We start from the raw sequence: 14,763 nt of genomic DNA, 5'->3' as shown, positions 1-14,763 counted from the left end.
TTATCAGGATGTAGGTCTATAATCACTTATGCTTCTGACTTAAAGCAGCTTTAGCTGAAGCATTGATAGATAAAAATGAATCACTTTTTGTAAAAAAAATTTATAAATCCTTGACAACTATATCGAACTGCGATATAATTTTTTATATCAAGGTTCGATATATCGAGGTGAAAGTGAGATGAGAAGATGAGTGGATTGACAGAAAAGCTTAGGAGAGTCTATGTGCCAATGACAGAGACAGGTTTTTATATCCTCTTCTGTCTTCAGAAAGAAAGGCATGGCTACAGTATTACTCAAAAAGTCAAGGATCTGACAGAAGGACAGCTATCTATCAGCCCTGGAACCATGTATGGAACCTTGGCAAAGATGGAAAAAGATGGTCTGATTGCCTTTGTTCGTGAGGAAGAAAAGAGAAAACTCTATTCTATCACAGAGCTTGGAAGACAGATTTTAGAGTTGGAAATCCAGCGGATTGAGCGCCTTTACCGCAATAGTAAGGAGGAAGTTTGATGGAAAAGAAAATTGTCTATAAAATCTTTACCATTGCAGACTATGACAGAGAAGCAGCTTATTTTAAAAAAATGCACATCCAGGGCTGGAAATTGAAGAAAGTAAGTTATTCTCCCTTTCTTGTTGCGGTTCGTTATACTTTTGAAGCCTGTCCGCCTCAGGAAGTGGCCTATCAATTGGATTTTCGCCCCATGAAGAAGGCGGAGCAAGAATCCTATTATCAACTGTTTATGGATTGTGGCTGGGAGCATATTACAAACTTTAATCAATTTTCTTATTTCCGCAAGCCAGTTTCTCAGCTTGATGCAGACAGCGATCTTGAAATCTATAATGATGCTTGGTCTAAGCTAGAAATGGTCAAGCGTTTACTTGTATGGCGGTTTTTGCCGGCCATCATGGTTTTGTGTGTCACTACCTATCTCATTCTAGATATTTCCCAGAAAAGTTTGAAAGCAAGTCTATTATTCAAATCAATCTTAGCAATAGATTGTGTTATATTGCTCATTCTATTCTGCCAACTGGTCCATATTGCCTTGTGTTTTTGGAAAATGAGGCAGGAACTGAAAGACTGATTGCAGTTTTGTTAAATACTCTTGTGAAAGCGAGGAAAACAATGAAAAAGACTATTATTGAAGTGCAAGGCTTGAAAAAGAAATTCAAGGAACAAGAAGCCCTAGCAGGAATCGATTTTTCCATCCGAGAGGGAGAGATTTTTGGCTTTCTAGGACCATCTGGATCTGGTAAAACGACGACTATCAATATCTTGACTGGACAGTTGTCCGCAGATGCTGGGACAGCTCATGTGCTGTCTGCACCGGTTGAGGATTTAAAGGCAGAAGTCCTGGAGCAGATTGGGATTGTCAGCGATGGCAGCGGTTTTTATGAAAAGATATCACTTTATAAGAATCTCAAGGCTTATGCTATGCTCTTTGGTGTTAAGATGACAGAAGTAGATGAACTTCTCCGAAAAGTGGGGCTTTATGATAGTCGCAACAAGGTGGCTGAAAAACTATCTACGGGTATGAAACAACGGATGCTACTGGTTCGCGCCCTGATTAATCAGCCCAAATTGCTCTTTTTGGATGAGCCAACCAGTGGTTTGGATCCGTCAACCTCTCGCACCATTCACGAATTGCTGCTGGAACTAAAAACGCAGGGGGCAACTATTTTTCTGACGACCCATGATATGCAGGAAGCTACCCTCTTGTGTGATCGCTTGGCCTTGCTAAGTAAAGGAAAACTAGTCGAAGTAGGCAGTCCGCATGAGATAATCCAAAAGTATAATACAGATAAGAGGGTTCGTTTAGAATATGAAGATTTGACGACGAAGACAGTTACCTTTGATGAACTGCAAGGTGGTTTGGATTTGTCCAATGTTATCAGTATTCATTCCTGCGAACCAACTTTGGAAGATGTTTTCATCACTTTGACAGGAGGTACCTTAAATGTCTAATAAATTAAAAGGTATGATTTGGCTAAGAGGTCAAGTGACACTAGCTAATAAAAGTATTCTATTGCAGGTTTTCATGCCGATTTTCCTTATTTTTCTCTATAAATTTATTTTTTCTTTGAATGGAGCTGGTAAGGAAATTGGAGCGGATAAACTAGCTACTATGTTGCTTACGATCTCTCTGCCTTTCTCTCTAGCCATGTCTGTTGGAACACCTATTATTATCATCCTAGCTGAGGAAAGAGAAAAACGTAATTTGCAAAGTTTGCGCTTGGCTGGTGTGACAGCTGGTCAATACATTCTCTCTGCTTTAATCTGGCCTGCGATTATTGGGATTTTTTATATCGTCATTACCCCAATTTTGGTAGGAGCTAAGCTTTCTAATCATGTATTCAGCTATAGTTTGGTTCTCTTATTGACCATGCTGGTCTTAATTTTCTTCTTTTTAATGGTTGGTCTGTTTTGTAAAAATCAGGTCATGGCACAATCTCTTAGCGTTCCGGCTATGCTCTTGGCAGCATTTATTCCTATGTTTTCAAATATGAGCGAGGATTTATTTAAGGTGCTGCGTTATAGCTTTATGGGCCTCTTTAGTAGTTATATGAAAGATTGGTCTCATTTCCATTTATGGAGCGGAGAATTTTTGGCTCTTCTAGTTTGGTTGCTTCTTTTTGCAGGAATTTCTTTCTATTTGATGCGCAATTTGCAAATCTTGGACGACTAATCTAGGTCGCTAGACCGATTTTTAGCACTCTTGTAAAAAGAGTGCTAATTTTTTGAGTTTTTGTCTTGACTTTGGAGTAGAAGAGTGTATAATAGAATCATGAGTTAGCACTCGAGGTGCTTGAGTGCTAATTGATAGCAGAATCTTGATTGGAGGTGATGCCGTGGTCACGGAGCGTCAAAATGAGATTTTGAATTTGATTATTGATATCTTTACCAAGACTCACGAGCCGGTCAGCTCCAAAGCCCTGCAGGATTCTATCAATTCCAGTAGTGCCACCATCCGAAACGATATGGCGGCTTTGGAAAAGCAGGGACTTCTGGAAAAGGCGCATACGTCCAGCGGCCGTAAGCCTAGCGTGGCTGGTTTTCAGTACTTTGTCAAGCATTCTCTGTCCTTTGATCGTCTCGCTGAGAATGAACTTTATGAGGTTATCAAAGCCTTTGATCATGAGTTTTTCAACTTGGAGGACATTCTTCAACAGGCAGCGGACCTTTTAACCAAGCTCAGTGGATGCACGGTTGTTGCACTGGATGTAGAACCCAGTCGGCAGCGTTTGACAGCTTTTGACATCGTTGTGCTCAGTCAGCACACGGCTCTGGCGGTCTTCACCTTGGATGAGTCCAATACCATTACCAGTCAGTTTATGATTCCGCGCAACTTCCTAAGAGAAGACCTGGATAGGCTTAAAGGCCTAGTAAGGGAGCGGTTCTTGGGACAGACAGTGCTGGACATCCATTACAAGATTCGGACGGAAATTCCGCAGATTATCCAGCGCTATTTCACTACGACGGACAATGTCATCCAGCTCTTTGAGCATATCTTTGGTGATATTTTCAAGGAAAATGTGATTCTGTCTGGCAAGGTTCAGCTCTTGGAATTCTCAGACCTGACGGCTTATCAGTTTTTTGATGACCCGCAGAAAGTAGCCTTTGAAATTCGCGACAGCTTGGCCGAAGATCAGATGCAAAGCGTGCGCGTGGCAGACAGTAGAGAAAACTGTTTGGCTGATTTGACACTAATTTCCAGCAAATTCCTGATTCCTTATCGAGGATTTGGAGTGCTGGCAGTTGTCGGTCCGGTCAATCTTGACTACCAACGACTGGTCAGTCAGATGAATGTCGTCAACCGCGTGCTGACCATGAAACTGACCGACTTCTATCGCTATCTGAGCAGCAATCACTACGAAGTCCATTAAACATAATATAAATATTCCTAAAAAGGAGGTGCCTTGTGGCAAAACATAAACAAGAAGAACATCCAGAAGATGTGGAAGTAAAAGAGGAAGTTGTAGAAACAGCTGAACAAGCTGAATCAGCAAGCCCTGAAAAATCAGAATTAGAACTAGCTAATGAGCGGGCAGAAGATTTTGAAAACAAATATCTCCGTGCTCATGCAGAAATGCAGAACATCCAGCGCCGAGCAAATGAAGAACGCCAGCAGCTGCAAAGATACCGCAGCCAGGACTTGGCAAAAGCTATTTTGCCTTCGATAGATAATCTGGAGCGCGCACTTGCCGTTGAAGGTCTGACAGATGATGTCAAAAAAGGACTGGAAATGGTGCAGGAAAGCTTGATTCATGCTCTCAAAGAAGAGGGTATCGAAGAAATCCCAGCTGACGGAGCTTTTGACCATAACTATCATATGGCCATTCAAACAGTTCCAGCTGACGATGAGCACCCAGCTGACACTATCGCGCAGGTCTTCCAAAAAGGCTACAAACTTCATGACCGTATCCTGCGCCCAGCAATGGTAGTGGTCTATAACTAGGCTAGAAAACTTGAAAAATCTTGTCCGAAACGACAATAAACTATGAAGAAAGATAAGAAATTGTTCAGCTTTGCAATAGTGAGCGAAGCGAACCAAAGAGTATCAAAAATAAAATTAAAGTAAAAAGAGGTAAAAATATGTCTAAAATTATTGGTATTGACTTAGGTACAACAAACTCAGCAGTTGCAGTTCTTGAAGGAACTGAAAGCAAAATCATCGCAAACCCAGAAGGAAATCGCACAACACCATCTGTAGTGTCATTCAAAAATGGTGAAATCATTGTTGGTGATGCGGCAAAACGTCAAGCAGTGACAAACCCAGATACAATCATTTCCATCAAATCAAAAATGGGAACATCTGAAAAAGTAGCTGCTAACGGTAAAGAATATACTCCGCAAGAAATCTCAGCTATGATTCTGCAATACTTGAAAGGCTATGCAGAAGAGTACCTTGGTGAAAAAGTAAGCAAAGCGGTTATCACAGTACCAGCTTACTTTAACGATGCACAACGTCAAGCGACTAAAGATGCTGGTAAAATCGCTGGTCTTGAAGTAGAACGTATCGTCAACGAACCAACTGCAGCAGCACTTGCTTACGGTCTTGACAAACAAGATAAAGAAGAAAAAATCTTGGTCTTTGACTTGGGTGGTGGTACCTTCGACGTTTCAATCCTTGAGTTGGGTGATGGTGTCTTTGATGTATTGGCAACTGCTGGTGACAACAAACTCGGTGGTGATGACTTTGACCAAAAGATTATCGACCACATGGTGGCTGAGTTCAAGAAAGAGAACGGCATCGACTTGTCAAATGACAAGATGGCGCTTCAACGGTTGAAAGATGCAGCTGAAAAGGCTAAAAAAGATCTTTCAGGTGTAACTTCAACTCAAATCAGCTTGCCGTTTATCACAGCTGGCGACGCTGGACCTCTCCACTTGGAAATGACTTTGACTCGTGCTAAATTCGACGATTTGACTCGTGACTTGGTAGAGCGCACTAAAGAACCAGTTCGCCGTGCTCTTTCTGACGCAGGCTTGAGCTTGTCAGAAATCGACGAAGTAATCTTGGTTGGTGGTTCAACTCGTATTCCAGCTGTTGTAGAAGCTGTTAAAGCTGAAACTGGTAAAGAGCCAAACAAATCAGTAAACCCTGACGAAGTAGTTGCCATGGGTGCTGCTATCCAAGGTGGTGTTATCACTGGTGATGTTAAGGATGTTGTCCTTCTTGACGTAACACCATTGTCACTTGGTATCGAAACAATGGGTGGCGTCTTCACTAAGCTAATCGACCGTAACACAACAATTCCAACTTCTAAATCACAAGTCTTCTCTACAGCAGCAGACAACCAACCAGCCGTTGATATCCATGTTCTTCAAGGTGAACGCCCAATGGCAGCAGATAACAAGACTCTGGGACGTTTCCAATTGACAGATATTCCAGCTGCTCCTCGTGGAATCCCTCAAATCGAAGTAACCTTTGACATCGATAAGAACGGTATCGTGTCTGTTAAGGCTAAAGACCTTGGAACTCAAAAAGAACAACACATTGTTATCCAATCTAACAGCGGCCTGACTGACGAAGAAATCGACCGCATGATGAAGGATGCAGAAGCGAACGCTGAAGCAGATAAGAAACGTAAGGAAGAAGTTGACCTTCGTAACGAAGTTGACCAAGCTATCTTTGCGACTGAAAAGACTATCAAGGAAACTGAAGGAAAAGGCTTCGACACAGAGCGTGACGCTGCCCAAGCTGCTCTTGATGAACTTAAGAAAGCGCAAGAAGCTAATAACTTGGACGACATGAAAGCGAAATTGGAAGCTCTTAACGAAAAAGCTCAAGCACTGGCAGTGAAACTCTACGAGCAAGCTGCAGCTGCTCAACAAGCCCAAGCGGGAGCAGAAGGAGCTGAAAACACAGGCTCAACCAAGGCGGATGATGATGTCGTAGACGGAGAGTTTACGGAGAAATAGGCGGTGAGACAGAACTAAAAATTGAAAGTTTTTAGTTCGTAGTCGAACCCCCGCGAGGATGATTAGGATTTTTAGGAGTCTGAAAGACGAACCTAAAATCCAATCAGCTACCGCGTCAAAAATTTTTCGAAAAATATTGTTTTGAAAATTTCACGTCGTAATGATAGGAAGAAATCCAGAGGTTGCAACCCAGCCTCTGTTTTTCGCTAAACTAGAGGGTGACGCTTATGAAGAAAGTGCTCTGTTTAATTTATCCTAATTTTTCACTTTGTGAAGTAGTTAGTCTGACCAGTACTTTAGCTCTATCTTTTGGTGTTGAGGTTGATTATGCTGGTTCAGATAGAAATATTATAACGTCGGAAGATGGACTTCCCTGTCAACCTACTAGAACACTGGATGAAGTAGTTATCGAAGACTATTTTTGTGTGATTTTGCCAGGAATGATAACTATTGTCCCTGCTTTGCATGATGAAAAATTGATTTCTTTCCTAAGAAGTTTGAAGCAGCAAGAAGTTTTAATTGCAGCTATTTCATCAGCGCCCATTTTATTGGCGAAAGCAGGTTTATTGAAGGATACTAAATTTACTGGTGGGATTTGGCAAAATTTCTTTGACTATTTTGAATTTCTTCCGCGTGAAAATTTCAAAGCTCAAGCTGTTCTGCAAGATCAAAACATCATTACAGCTGTTGGCTTTGCATATCAAGCGTTTGCAAGAAAAGTGATTCTTAGTCTAGATTTGGTAGATAATGCTGACAACTATTTTAAAGAACGGAATCAGTATTCGGAAGAGGACTTGATATTCACTTTATCAGAAGAAGAGTTTGCTGAAATGAAGCATGAATTTGAAAATACCCTCTGATCAATATTTTCTAAAATTTAAAGAAAGGAACTGAACCCGACCTAAATTCTCGGAAAAAAGAGAAATCAGCCTAGGAGCATCGCTCCGTCGCCCGATTTCCTATTTTTCAGTCGAATTTTACGGTCTTGGTATCTTACATGAACAATACAGAATATTACGACCGTCTAGGTGTCTCTAAGAATGCTTCTCAGGATGAGATCAAGAGAGCCTATCGGAAATTATCTAAAAAGTACCACCCCGACATTAATAAGGAAGCTGGGGCGGAGGACAAATATAAAGAAGTCCAAGAGGCTTATGAAACGCTGAGCGACGAGCAAAAGCGGGCAGCCTATGATCAATACGGTGCAGCGGGAGCTAATGGTGGCTTTGGCGGTGGTGCAGGCGGCTTCGGTGGCTTTGATGGCTCCGGCTTTGGCGGCTTTGAAGATATCTTCTCCAGCTTCTTTGGTGGTGGCGCTTCGCGTAATCCTAATGCTCCGCGCCAAGGGGATGATCTTCAGTATCGTGTAAATCTCCGCTTTGAAGAAGCCATTTTCGGAGCTGAGAAGGAAATCAAGTATAACCGCGAAGCGACTTGTCGTACCTGTGACGGGTCTGGTGCTAAGCCAGGAACTAGCCCTGTTACCTGTGGTCGCTGCCATGGCTCAGGTGTCATCAATGTTGATACCCAGACACCGCTTGGCATGATGCGTCGGCAAGTGACCTGTGATGTCTGTCATGGCCGAGGAAAAGAAATCAAAAGTCCTTGTGAAACCTGTCACGGAACGGGTCATGAAAAACAGGCTCACAGCGTTAAGGTGAAAATCCCAGCTGGTGTGGAAACTGGTCAGCAGGTCCGTCTGTCTGGTCAAGGTGAAGCAGGCTTTAATGGCGGCCCTTATGGTGATCTTTATGTTGTGGTCCAAGTTGAGCCGAGCGATAAGTTTGAGCGAGATGGCTCTACCATTTACTACAAGCTCAATCTCAACTTTGTCCAAGCAGCTCTTGGTGACAGTGTGGATATTCCAACTGTTCACGGGGATGTGGAGCTGAATATCCCAGAAGGAACACAGACTGGCAAGCGTTTCCGTCTGCGTGGCAAGGGAGCACCGAGTCTGCGTGGTGGAAGCATGGGTGACCAGTATGTTACTGTCAATGTCGTGACACCGACTGGCCTCAACGACCGTCAAAAAGCGGCCCTCAAAGAATTTGCGGAAGCTGGCAATATCTCGGTCAATCCTAAGAAAAAAGGCTTCTTCGACAAAATGAAAGATGCCTTGGAAGATTTGTAATCATATAAAAAGGAGCAGCCTAATGCTGTTCTTTTTATGTTTTCTAGAAGGACATTTGGCAAATGTAGTCAAGTAAGAGAGCAGCTCTAATCAGCCTTTTAATTAAAAGAAATTCACAATAAAAAGCGTAAAGAGATTTTCTCTATTTACTCTTACAAAAATTAATTGTTTTTTTAAGTAAAATCTATTGTAAAAATTTCCTAAAAGATATATGATAATACTATATGTATAAAACGCATCTTTTTAGCCTGCTGGGGAGTTGGTTAGGAAGATAATGGGAGATTAACTTTATACATTTTAGGAAAAAGGGGATTTATAAAGTGAAACGTTTTGAAAAAGTACAGGAGCGAATTCAGAAATATTCGATTCGCAAATTGTCTGTCGGTGTGGGCTCAGTTGCCATTGCAGCTCTGATTTTTGGGAGCTCTTTGTCCAGTTCGACAGTTGCTGCAGATGAAGTAGGAGGCGGTGCGACTGCTCACTATAGCTATGTCGAAGAGCAAGAGCTAACAGAGCAGGAAAAAGGGCTGATTAAGAAAGGTCTGCCTGAAAATCTGCAAACAGGGGAAAATTATTACTTGATTTATCGGAAGCAAGATGGGCAAACTGTCTTGCCGAGTACAGGAAATAACGGTCAGCCGCTTCTCGGCTTATTTGCGGGAACTGCTATTTTGGCTGTCTTGGTATTCTCACGTAAGAAATCTGGTAAGTTACTAGGAGTGCTTTTGCTAGGTAGCTTGGGACAAACTGTGTTACAGTCTCCTCAAGCGTTTGCGCTAGAAAATCGGGAATTGCTTTCTTATAATCGTCAAGTTGCGGTTTCGTCAGCAGTCTCTGAAGCGGATGTGACCATTGCAGGCTATAACTATATCGGTTACTTTACCGCTTCTGATTTGCTGGCTTTGACAGGAAGCAAGCCGGCCTCCCTGTCAGCTAGTCAAGAAGCTCAAGGGCAAGCAGAATTATCAGAAGCTTCAAAAGAGGACTCTGACTCTATTGATCGAGCTGCTCAGGCAGGGTTGCTGTATCAGCTGAACCCTGCTGCAAATGATTCAGGGCAATCAGGGAAGCTTCCAGCTCCTCAGCCACCAAATCCAACTACAGAGACGGCAAAAGGGGAAAGCTTACAAGAGCCAGCTTTGCCAGAGTATAGCGGCGGCGTTAATGGACAATCAACTGTGCAAGCAGAAAATCCTAGCTATACAATTTCGGAAGGAACGGCAGGAGATACAGCCCCGGTAGAGCCAGCTTTGCCAGAATACACGGGCGGTGTTAATGGTGAATCGCTAGTTCAAGCGGACAATCCAGTCTATGATGCTCCAATAGCTACAGTTAGCGACGTGGCTCCAGTCGAGCCCGCTTTGCCAGAATACACGGGCGGCGTTAATGGGGAATCAGCAGTTCAAGCAGAAAATCCGGTCTACACAGCCCCGATAAGTGTAGTTAGCGATACAGCAACGGTCGAGCCCGCTTTACCAGAATATACAGGTGATGTTAATGGAGAATCAGCAGTTCAAGAAGAACTTCCAGCCTACACTGCTCCGGTAGGTACAGCAGGAGACATAGCTCCGGTCCAGCCCGCCCTCCCAGAATACACAGGTGGCGTTAACGGCGAATCAACAGTTCAGCCAGAACTGCCTAGTCTGCATACAGACATCAAGCTAGAAACGATTGAGCCTCAAGTTGTTCACAAGACAGATGATAGCAAGTATCTTGATGAAGAGACTACTGTCGAAGGAACTCTAGGCCAAAAAGAAATTGTAACCAGCTATGAAACCTTAGATGGTAATCGCATATCAGAACCACGAACAACTGAAAGAATCTTGCATGAAGCAGTTGATACAGTGGTCACTCGAGGCAGCAAGGCTCGCATCAATAAAGAAGAATTGAGCAAGCAGCTAGCTTTAGCAGCGGCTGTGGATCCAGCCGTTTACACCAATCAATCCTATCAACAGCTGCAGGCAATTAAGAATATGGCTGCGACGGTTTATCAAACTTCGTCGAGTCAAGATGAAGTAGATGCGGGTGTCAACCAACTCAAGCAGGCTTTAGCTGACTTATTGGCCCTTAAAGCAGCCCCGACTCTGACTGTTTCAGCAGTTAAGAAGGATGAATTGCAGAAATCAGTTCAGGTCCAATACCAGCTAACGGACAGAGATCAAGCCTTTACTAATGCTCATGTTCGTCTGAAGAAGGATGGCCAGCTGATAGCAGAGCAGAACTTGGCTGCAGGCCAACTAGCAGCCAACTTCACTGGTTTGGACTACTATACACCTTATAAGATTGAGACGACTCTGTCCTATGACTTAGGAAATGGCCCTGAAAGTCAAGAATTAGCTCAAGAAACAGTCCAGCTGGACCTGAAGAAGGTGGAGCTCAAGTCCATTACTAATGTCGCCTTGATGAAAGTTGAAAATGGTCAGACAAAATTGATGCCTACTCTGGCTGAAAAACCAGCAAATCTGGATCAATATTACCTGCACTTTACATCCGACCAGTTCAAGGACACTGTCCTGCCAGTTACCTCTATTGAGGAAGTGGTCGTTGATAACCAGCCTGTCTTTAAGATTCAGGCTCAGCTGCCAGACTTGCTGCAAAGAAGCGCAACTGGTCTTCAAAACAGCTTTGATTTCTATCTGGAAAAGGCTAAGAAGCGGGAAGGAAATGTCTACTATGACTTCCAAGATCTTTTGGACGGTATCAAGGAAGATCCTTCTGGAACCTTTATTTTGGGCCGCAGTATCAGTGCCAAACTGATTGACAAACCTGCCAACAGCAAGTCTTACCTGCAAGGTGAATTCAAAGGCCAGCTGATTGGTGGTCAAAATGGCGAGCGCCATGCAATTTTAGACTTGGCGCATCCTCTATTTGATACGATTACTGGCGGAACGGTCAAGGATATTGACTTTAAGCGGGTCAATATGGTTTATCCAGATTCGCAAGCGGGCGATACAATTGCGACAATTGCTGCCCGCTTGAAGAATAAAGGAGTAATCGAAAACGTCAATGTCCAAGGATATTTGGAAGGAAGAGACCATATTGCCGGTTTGGTTAACAATATAGAAGGCCAATCTCGCGTTGAAAATGTCTCCTTTAAGGGTCAGATTAAGTCCAAGGGTGGAAATTCTGTTACAGCCGGTATCGCAGGAACCAACGCCATGTCCTTGGTGAAACGAGCCTACGTTGAAGCGGATATTTGGGTCAAGAGTGGCCAAAATGCAGGTATGCTGGTCGCTCAAAACTTCACTGACTATTCAGGTTCAGGCTGGGGTAATTGGGGTAGATTGATGCAGTCGGTTGCCAAAGGTAAGTTAGAGGATGCAGGCTCAAGAAATTCAGCTGGTATCGCTGCTTCCATTTGGCCATATGGAACTATCAATGACACTGTCAGCTATGCCACCGTAGTGAACGGAAAAGAGCTCTTTAGCTCAGATAATGAGATTACCGATGCTTGGATGGGACAAAAACTCCAAAACCTCTTTGGTGTTCAGGGACAAAGCTCTGGAACCAAGACAGGTAAAGATGCCAAGTTCCGTCGCTTGACAGAAGCAGAAGCTGAGCAAAAAGTCAAGAGCTATCAGATTACGGCTCTTGAGCAAACCAGCGCAAATGAAGTAACAACTGAGAAGCTAAATGCTGCTATCCTGAGAACAAGTACTTATCAAGATAAGCCAGAGTACAAGGCAGAAAATGAACAGCTTTATCAGAACCTAGAACGCTTTATGCCTTTCTACAATCAAGAATTCTTGATTCATGAGGCCAACAAGCTGGTGGACGCTGGTAAGGCGGGCGACCTGTTGACTAAGAAAGTTCTATCTGTTCAAGCACTGAAGGGCAACCAGTTTGTTGCTGGTGGAACGGATGCAGATAAGATCTTAGTCCACTTTGCAGACGGAAGCAAGATCATCTACAATCTTCAAAATCAAGCACGATTTGAGCAGACTGCCCTGCCAGAATATCAAATCGCAGAGCTTGGTACAGTCTATACTCCAAATCACTCAACCGCAGTCAAAGAAGACTTGCTGACTCAGCTGACAGAGAGCTTGAAGAGTTTTGAGCTCTATAGCGATGAAGTCTATCGTTCAGTTGGCCTTCCGAATGATAATGACAAGGTCAATAAAGTCAAGCGCCTCTTCTTGGATGAATCTCTGGCTGAGGTGAAAGCCAACTTGCAGGATATGCTTGGTAAGCTCTTGGCTAATGAATGGACAAGATTCCATGCTGACAATCCAGCAGCCAATGAAGCTCTGAAAGCTAAAATCGAAGAGAACAAGACCGCTATCATGCTCGGTCTGATCTACCTCAACCGTTATTACGATCTCAAGTTTGGCGATTACAACCTCAAGGAGCTGGTGCTCTTCAAACCAGACTTCTATGGTGAAAAAGTACCATTGCTAGATCGCTTGATTAAGATTGGTCGTTCGACAGAAAATCAACTGAAAGGAGCAGACAATGTCAATATGTTTGCACGTCAGTTGAAGGCTGAGTCCAAGTCTAGTGATTTGGTGGCTTACTTGGATTACAACCGACGCCTGCTGACTGACTTTGCGGACATGGATACTTGGTTCAAGGATGCAACTCGAGGCTTTATTCAGTTTGAAGAACGCCAGTCAGAAGTCGAGGAGATCAAGTCTGCTAAGTATCGCGTCTTTGATAACCTCAATTCTGAATATTTCAGCAACTATATCCTTCCGCTGCTAACCTTGAAGAATACGCGTTTAGCTATTCTGTCAAACTATAGCACGATGGCCTTTGTCAACAGAGATAAACGCCGGTCATGGTCTGATGAACGATTTAATGCGCGCATCAAGGAAGTAGCGACCCAGCATAGAAATCACGTAGACACTTGGTACAAGCTTCTCTCAGATGATATCAAGTCCAGAATGGTCAAGCAAAATGTAACGGCTGTATGGGATGGTTTTGATGTAGAAGGACGTGGCTGGATTGATGTCAACGGAAATGATAATAAGGGCAATCCTTATGCACCATCCCGCGAGTTCTTTAACCTAGTTGGCGGCAGAGCTGGTGGCTGGTACAAGTCAAATGGCTATGGTGCCCATGCTGCTGGTTCAATCCGTGTGAACTTCGAGGCCTTTGACCTCTTGACGGAATACGGTGTGTCCGTCTTCACGCACGAGCTTACCCACGTCAATGACAGAGATATTTATCTGGGCGGACATGGCAGACGACAAGGGATCGGACCAGAAGGCTATGCCCAAGGTATGCTCCAATCACCTGTTCCTGATCAGCCGGGCTGGGGTGCTCTGGGTCTCAATATGGCCTTTGAACGTCCAAATGATGGTAGTCTCATTTTCAATAGCTCGCCAAGTCTCTTCAAGAACCGAGCAGACATTGACCATTACATGAAGGGTTATAATGACACCCTCATGCTGCTGGATTACCTTGAAGGACAAGCCGTTGTTGCCAAAGGAAATGAAGCAGCAGCTAAATGGTTCAAGAAGGTTGAACCGAAGGTTGTAGATGCTCGGACTCAATACGACGTCGTAAGAGAGTTGACGGCAGAGGAGAAAGCAGCCATGTCAGTTTCATCTGTAGATGACTTGGTTGACCAAGGCTTGCTGTCTAACCGTGCAGTTGACAATCGAACTTATAATCCTGCCGACTATGACTCTAGTTACATTGCTATTGACTTTATGACGGGTATCTATGGTGGCGGCCAAAACAATACTGGAGCGCCAGGCGCCTTGATGTTCAAGCATAATACCTTCAGAATCTGGGGTTACTATGGCTATGAAAAAGGCTTTGTAAGCTATGCTTCCAATAAACACCGTAAGACTGCCAATGAGCAAGGTGTGACTGGTTTGAGCGACAACTTTATCATCAAGCAAATTTCTGAAGGCGAATTCGAAACCATGGAAGCCTTCAAGAAAGCTTACTTCAGAAAAGTTGTGGACAAAGCACAAACCTCAGGTATTAAGCCAGTGACGATCAACGGAAAAGTCTATACTACTTATGAAGAGCTGAAAGCTGGCTTTGCAGAAGCTGTTGACAAGGATCTGAAGAAGTCTCGTGTCGATGAACGCACAACCAAGGACTTCAAGTATGCTATCTTTACGCAGTTGCTGAAGAACACCAACAGCTTTATGGATGAAAACTCCATTTGGGGTTCTTAAGTCAAAATGTCAGATTTGCTGCATGTGTAACTGCAAATAATGCCCTTTAGAAATATGCGATAAATAACCCATTTGAA

The 14,763-nt window shown here is 43.5% G+C and carries 10 protein-coding genes; all 10 read left to right on the top strand.

Annotation, left to right across the window (positions count from 1 at the left end; translation table 11 throughout):
• The first annotated feature begins 186 nt into the window (after positions 1-186).
• The 10 genes from HMPREF9389_RS10345 (at position 187) to HMPREF9389_RS10390 (ending at position 14,686) form a co-directional block, all read left to right on the top strand.
• Complete coding sequence (locus HMPREF9389_RS10345; protein WP_002920200.1) at positions 187-510, top strand: PadR family transcriptional regulator; 324 nt, start codon at positions 187-189, stop codon at positions 508-510.
• Positions 510-1,082 carry a DUF2812 domain-containing protein gene (locus tag HMPREF9389_RS10350; RefSeq protein WP_002927779.1) on the top strand — a complete coding sequence of 191 codons (573 nt, stop codon included), beginning with the start codon at positions 510-512 and terminating at the stop codon, positions 1,080-1,082. Before HMPREF9389_RS10345 ends, HMPREF9389_RS10350 begins: the two co-directional genes overlap by 1 nt.
• Before the next feature lie 41 nt (positions 1,083-1,123).
• Positions 1,124-1,963 (top strand): ABC transporter ATP-binding protein, encoded by an 840-nt coding sequence (locus tag HMPREF9389_RS10355; protein ID WP_032906135.1) that lies wholly within the window; start codon positions 1,124-1,126, stop codon positions 1,961-1,963.
• Positions 1,956-2,684 (top strand): ABC transporter permease, encoded by a 729-nt coding sequence (locus tag HMPREF9389_RS10360; RefSeq protein WP_002927777.1) that lies wholly within the window; start codon positions 1,956-1,958, stop codon positions 2,682-2,684. The genes HMPREF9389_RS10355 and HMPREF9389_RS10360 overlap by 8 nt, the downstream gene beginning before the upstream one ends.
• Positions 2,685-2,847: 163 nt before the next feature.
• Entirely contained in the window at positions 2,848-3,882 is a 1,035-nt protein-coding gene (gene hrcA, locus HMPREF9389_RS10365) for a heat-inducible transcriptional repressor HrcA (protein ID WP_032906132.1), read from the top strand.
• Positions 3,883-3,917: 35 nt separating this feature from the next.
• Positions 3,918-4,454, top strand: a complete 537-nt coding sequence (grpE, locus tag HMPREF9389_RS10370; protein ID WP_002927775.1) for a nucleotide exchange factor GrpE — start codon at positions 3,918-3,920, stop codon at positions 4,452-4,454.
• 137 nt (positions 4,455-4,591) lie between these two features.
• Positions 4,592-6,421: a molecular chaperone DnaK gene (gene dnaK / locus HMPREF9389_RS10375; RefSeq protein ID WP_002927774.1), complete on the top strand. Its 1,830-nt coding sequence runs from the start codon at positions 4,592-4,594 to the stop codon at positions 6,419-6,421.
• Positions 6,422-6,648: 227 nt separating this feature from the next.
• Positions 6,649-7,281, top strand: coding sequence for a DJ-1/PfpI family protein (locus HMPREF9389_RS10380; RefSeq protein ID WP_002927772.1), 633 nt, complete (start codon positions 6,649-6,651; stop codon positions 7,279-7,281).
• A 137-nt stretch (positions 7,282-7,418) separates the two neighbouring features.
• Entirely contained in the window at positions 7,419-8,552 is a 1,134-nt protein-coding gene (gene dnaJ / locus HMPREF9389_RS10385; RefSeq protein WP_002905343.1) for a molecular chaperone DnaJ, read from the top strand.
• 320 nt (positions 8,553-8,872) lie between these two features.
• Positions 8,873-14,686: an SIALI-17 repeat-containing surface protein gene (locus HMPREF9389_RS10390; protein ID WP_002927770.1), complete on the top strand. Its 5,814-nt coding sequence runs from the start codon at positions 8,873-8,875 to the stop codon at positions 14,684-14,686.
• Positions 14,687-14,763: the final 77 nt, after the last annotated feature.

The sequence above is a fragment of the Streptococcus sanguinis SK355 genome (genome assembly GCF_000212855.1).
GTDB classification, from domain to species: Bacteria; Bacillota; Bacilli; order Lactobacillales; family Streptococcaceae; genus Streptococcus; species Streptococcus sanguinis_A.
The sequence above is the reverse complement of the archived record's forward strand: the minus strand, read 5'-3'. Positions and strand labels throughout refer to the sequence as shown.

What these genes read in the sequence shown, in the direction of transcription:
- HMPREF9389_RS10345 (WP_002920200.1), top strand. Translation starts at nt 187, where the DNA reads ATGAGTGGATTGACAGAAAAGCTTAGGAGAGTCTATGTGCCAATGACA.
- HMPREF9389_RS10350 (WP_002927779.1), top strand. Translation starts at nt 510, where the DNA reads ATGGAAAAGAAAATTGTCTATAAAATCTTTACCATTGCAGACTATGAC.
- HMPREF9389_RS10355 (WP_032906135.1), top strand. Translation starts at nt 1,124, where the DNA reads ATGAAAAAGACTATTATTGAAGTGCAAGGCTTGAAAAAGAAATTCAAG.
- HMPREF9389_RS10360 (WP_002927777.1), top strand. Translation starts at nt 1,956, where the DNA reads ATGTCTAATAAATTAAAAGGTATGATTTGGCTAAGAGGTCAAGTGACA.
- dnaK (WP_002927774.1), top strand. Translation starts at nt 4,592, where the DNA reads ATGTCTAAAATTATTGGTATTGACTTAGGTACAACAAACTCAGCAGTT.
- HMPREF9389_RS10380 (WP_002927772.1), top strand. Translation starts at nt 6,649, where the DNA reads ATGAAGAAAGTGCTCTGTTTAATTTATCCTAATTTTTCACTTTGTGAA.
- dnaJ (WP_002905343.1), top strand. Translation starts at nt 7,419, where the DNA reads ATGAACAATACAGAATATTACGACCGTCTAGGTGTCTCTAAGAATGCT.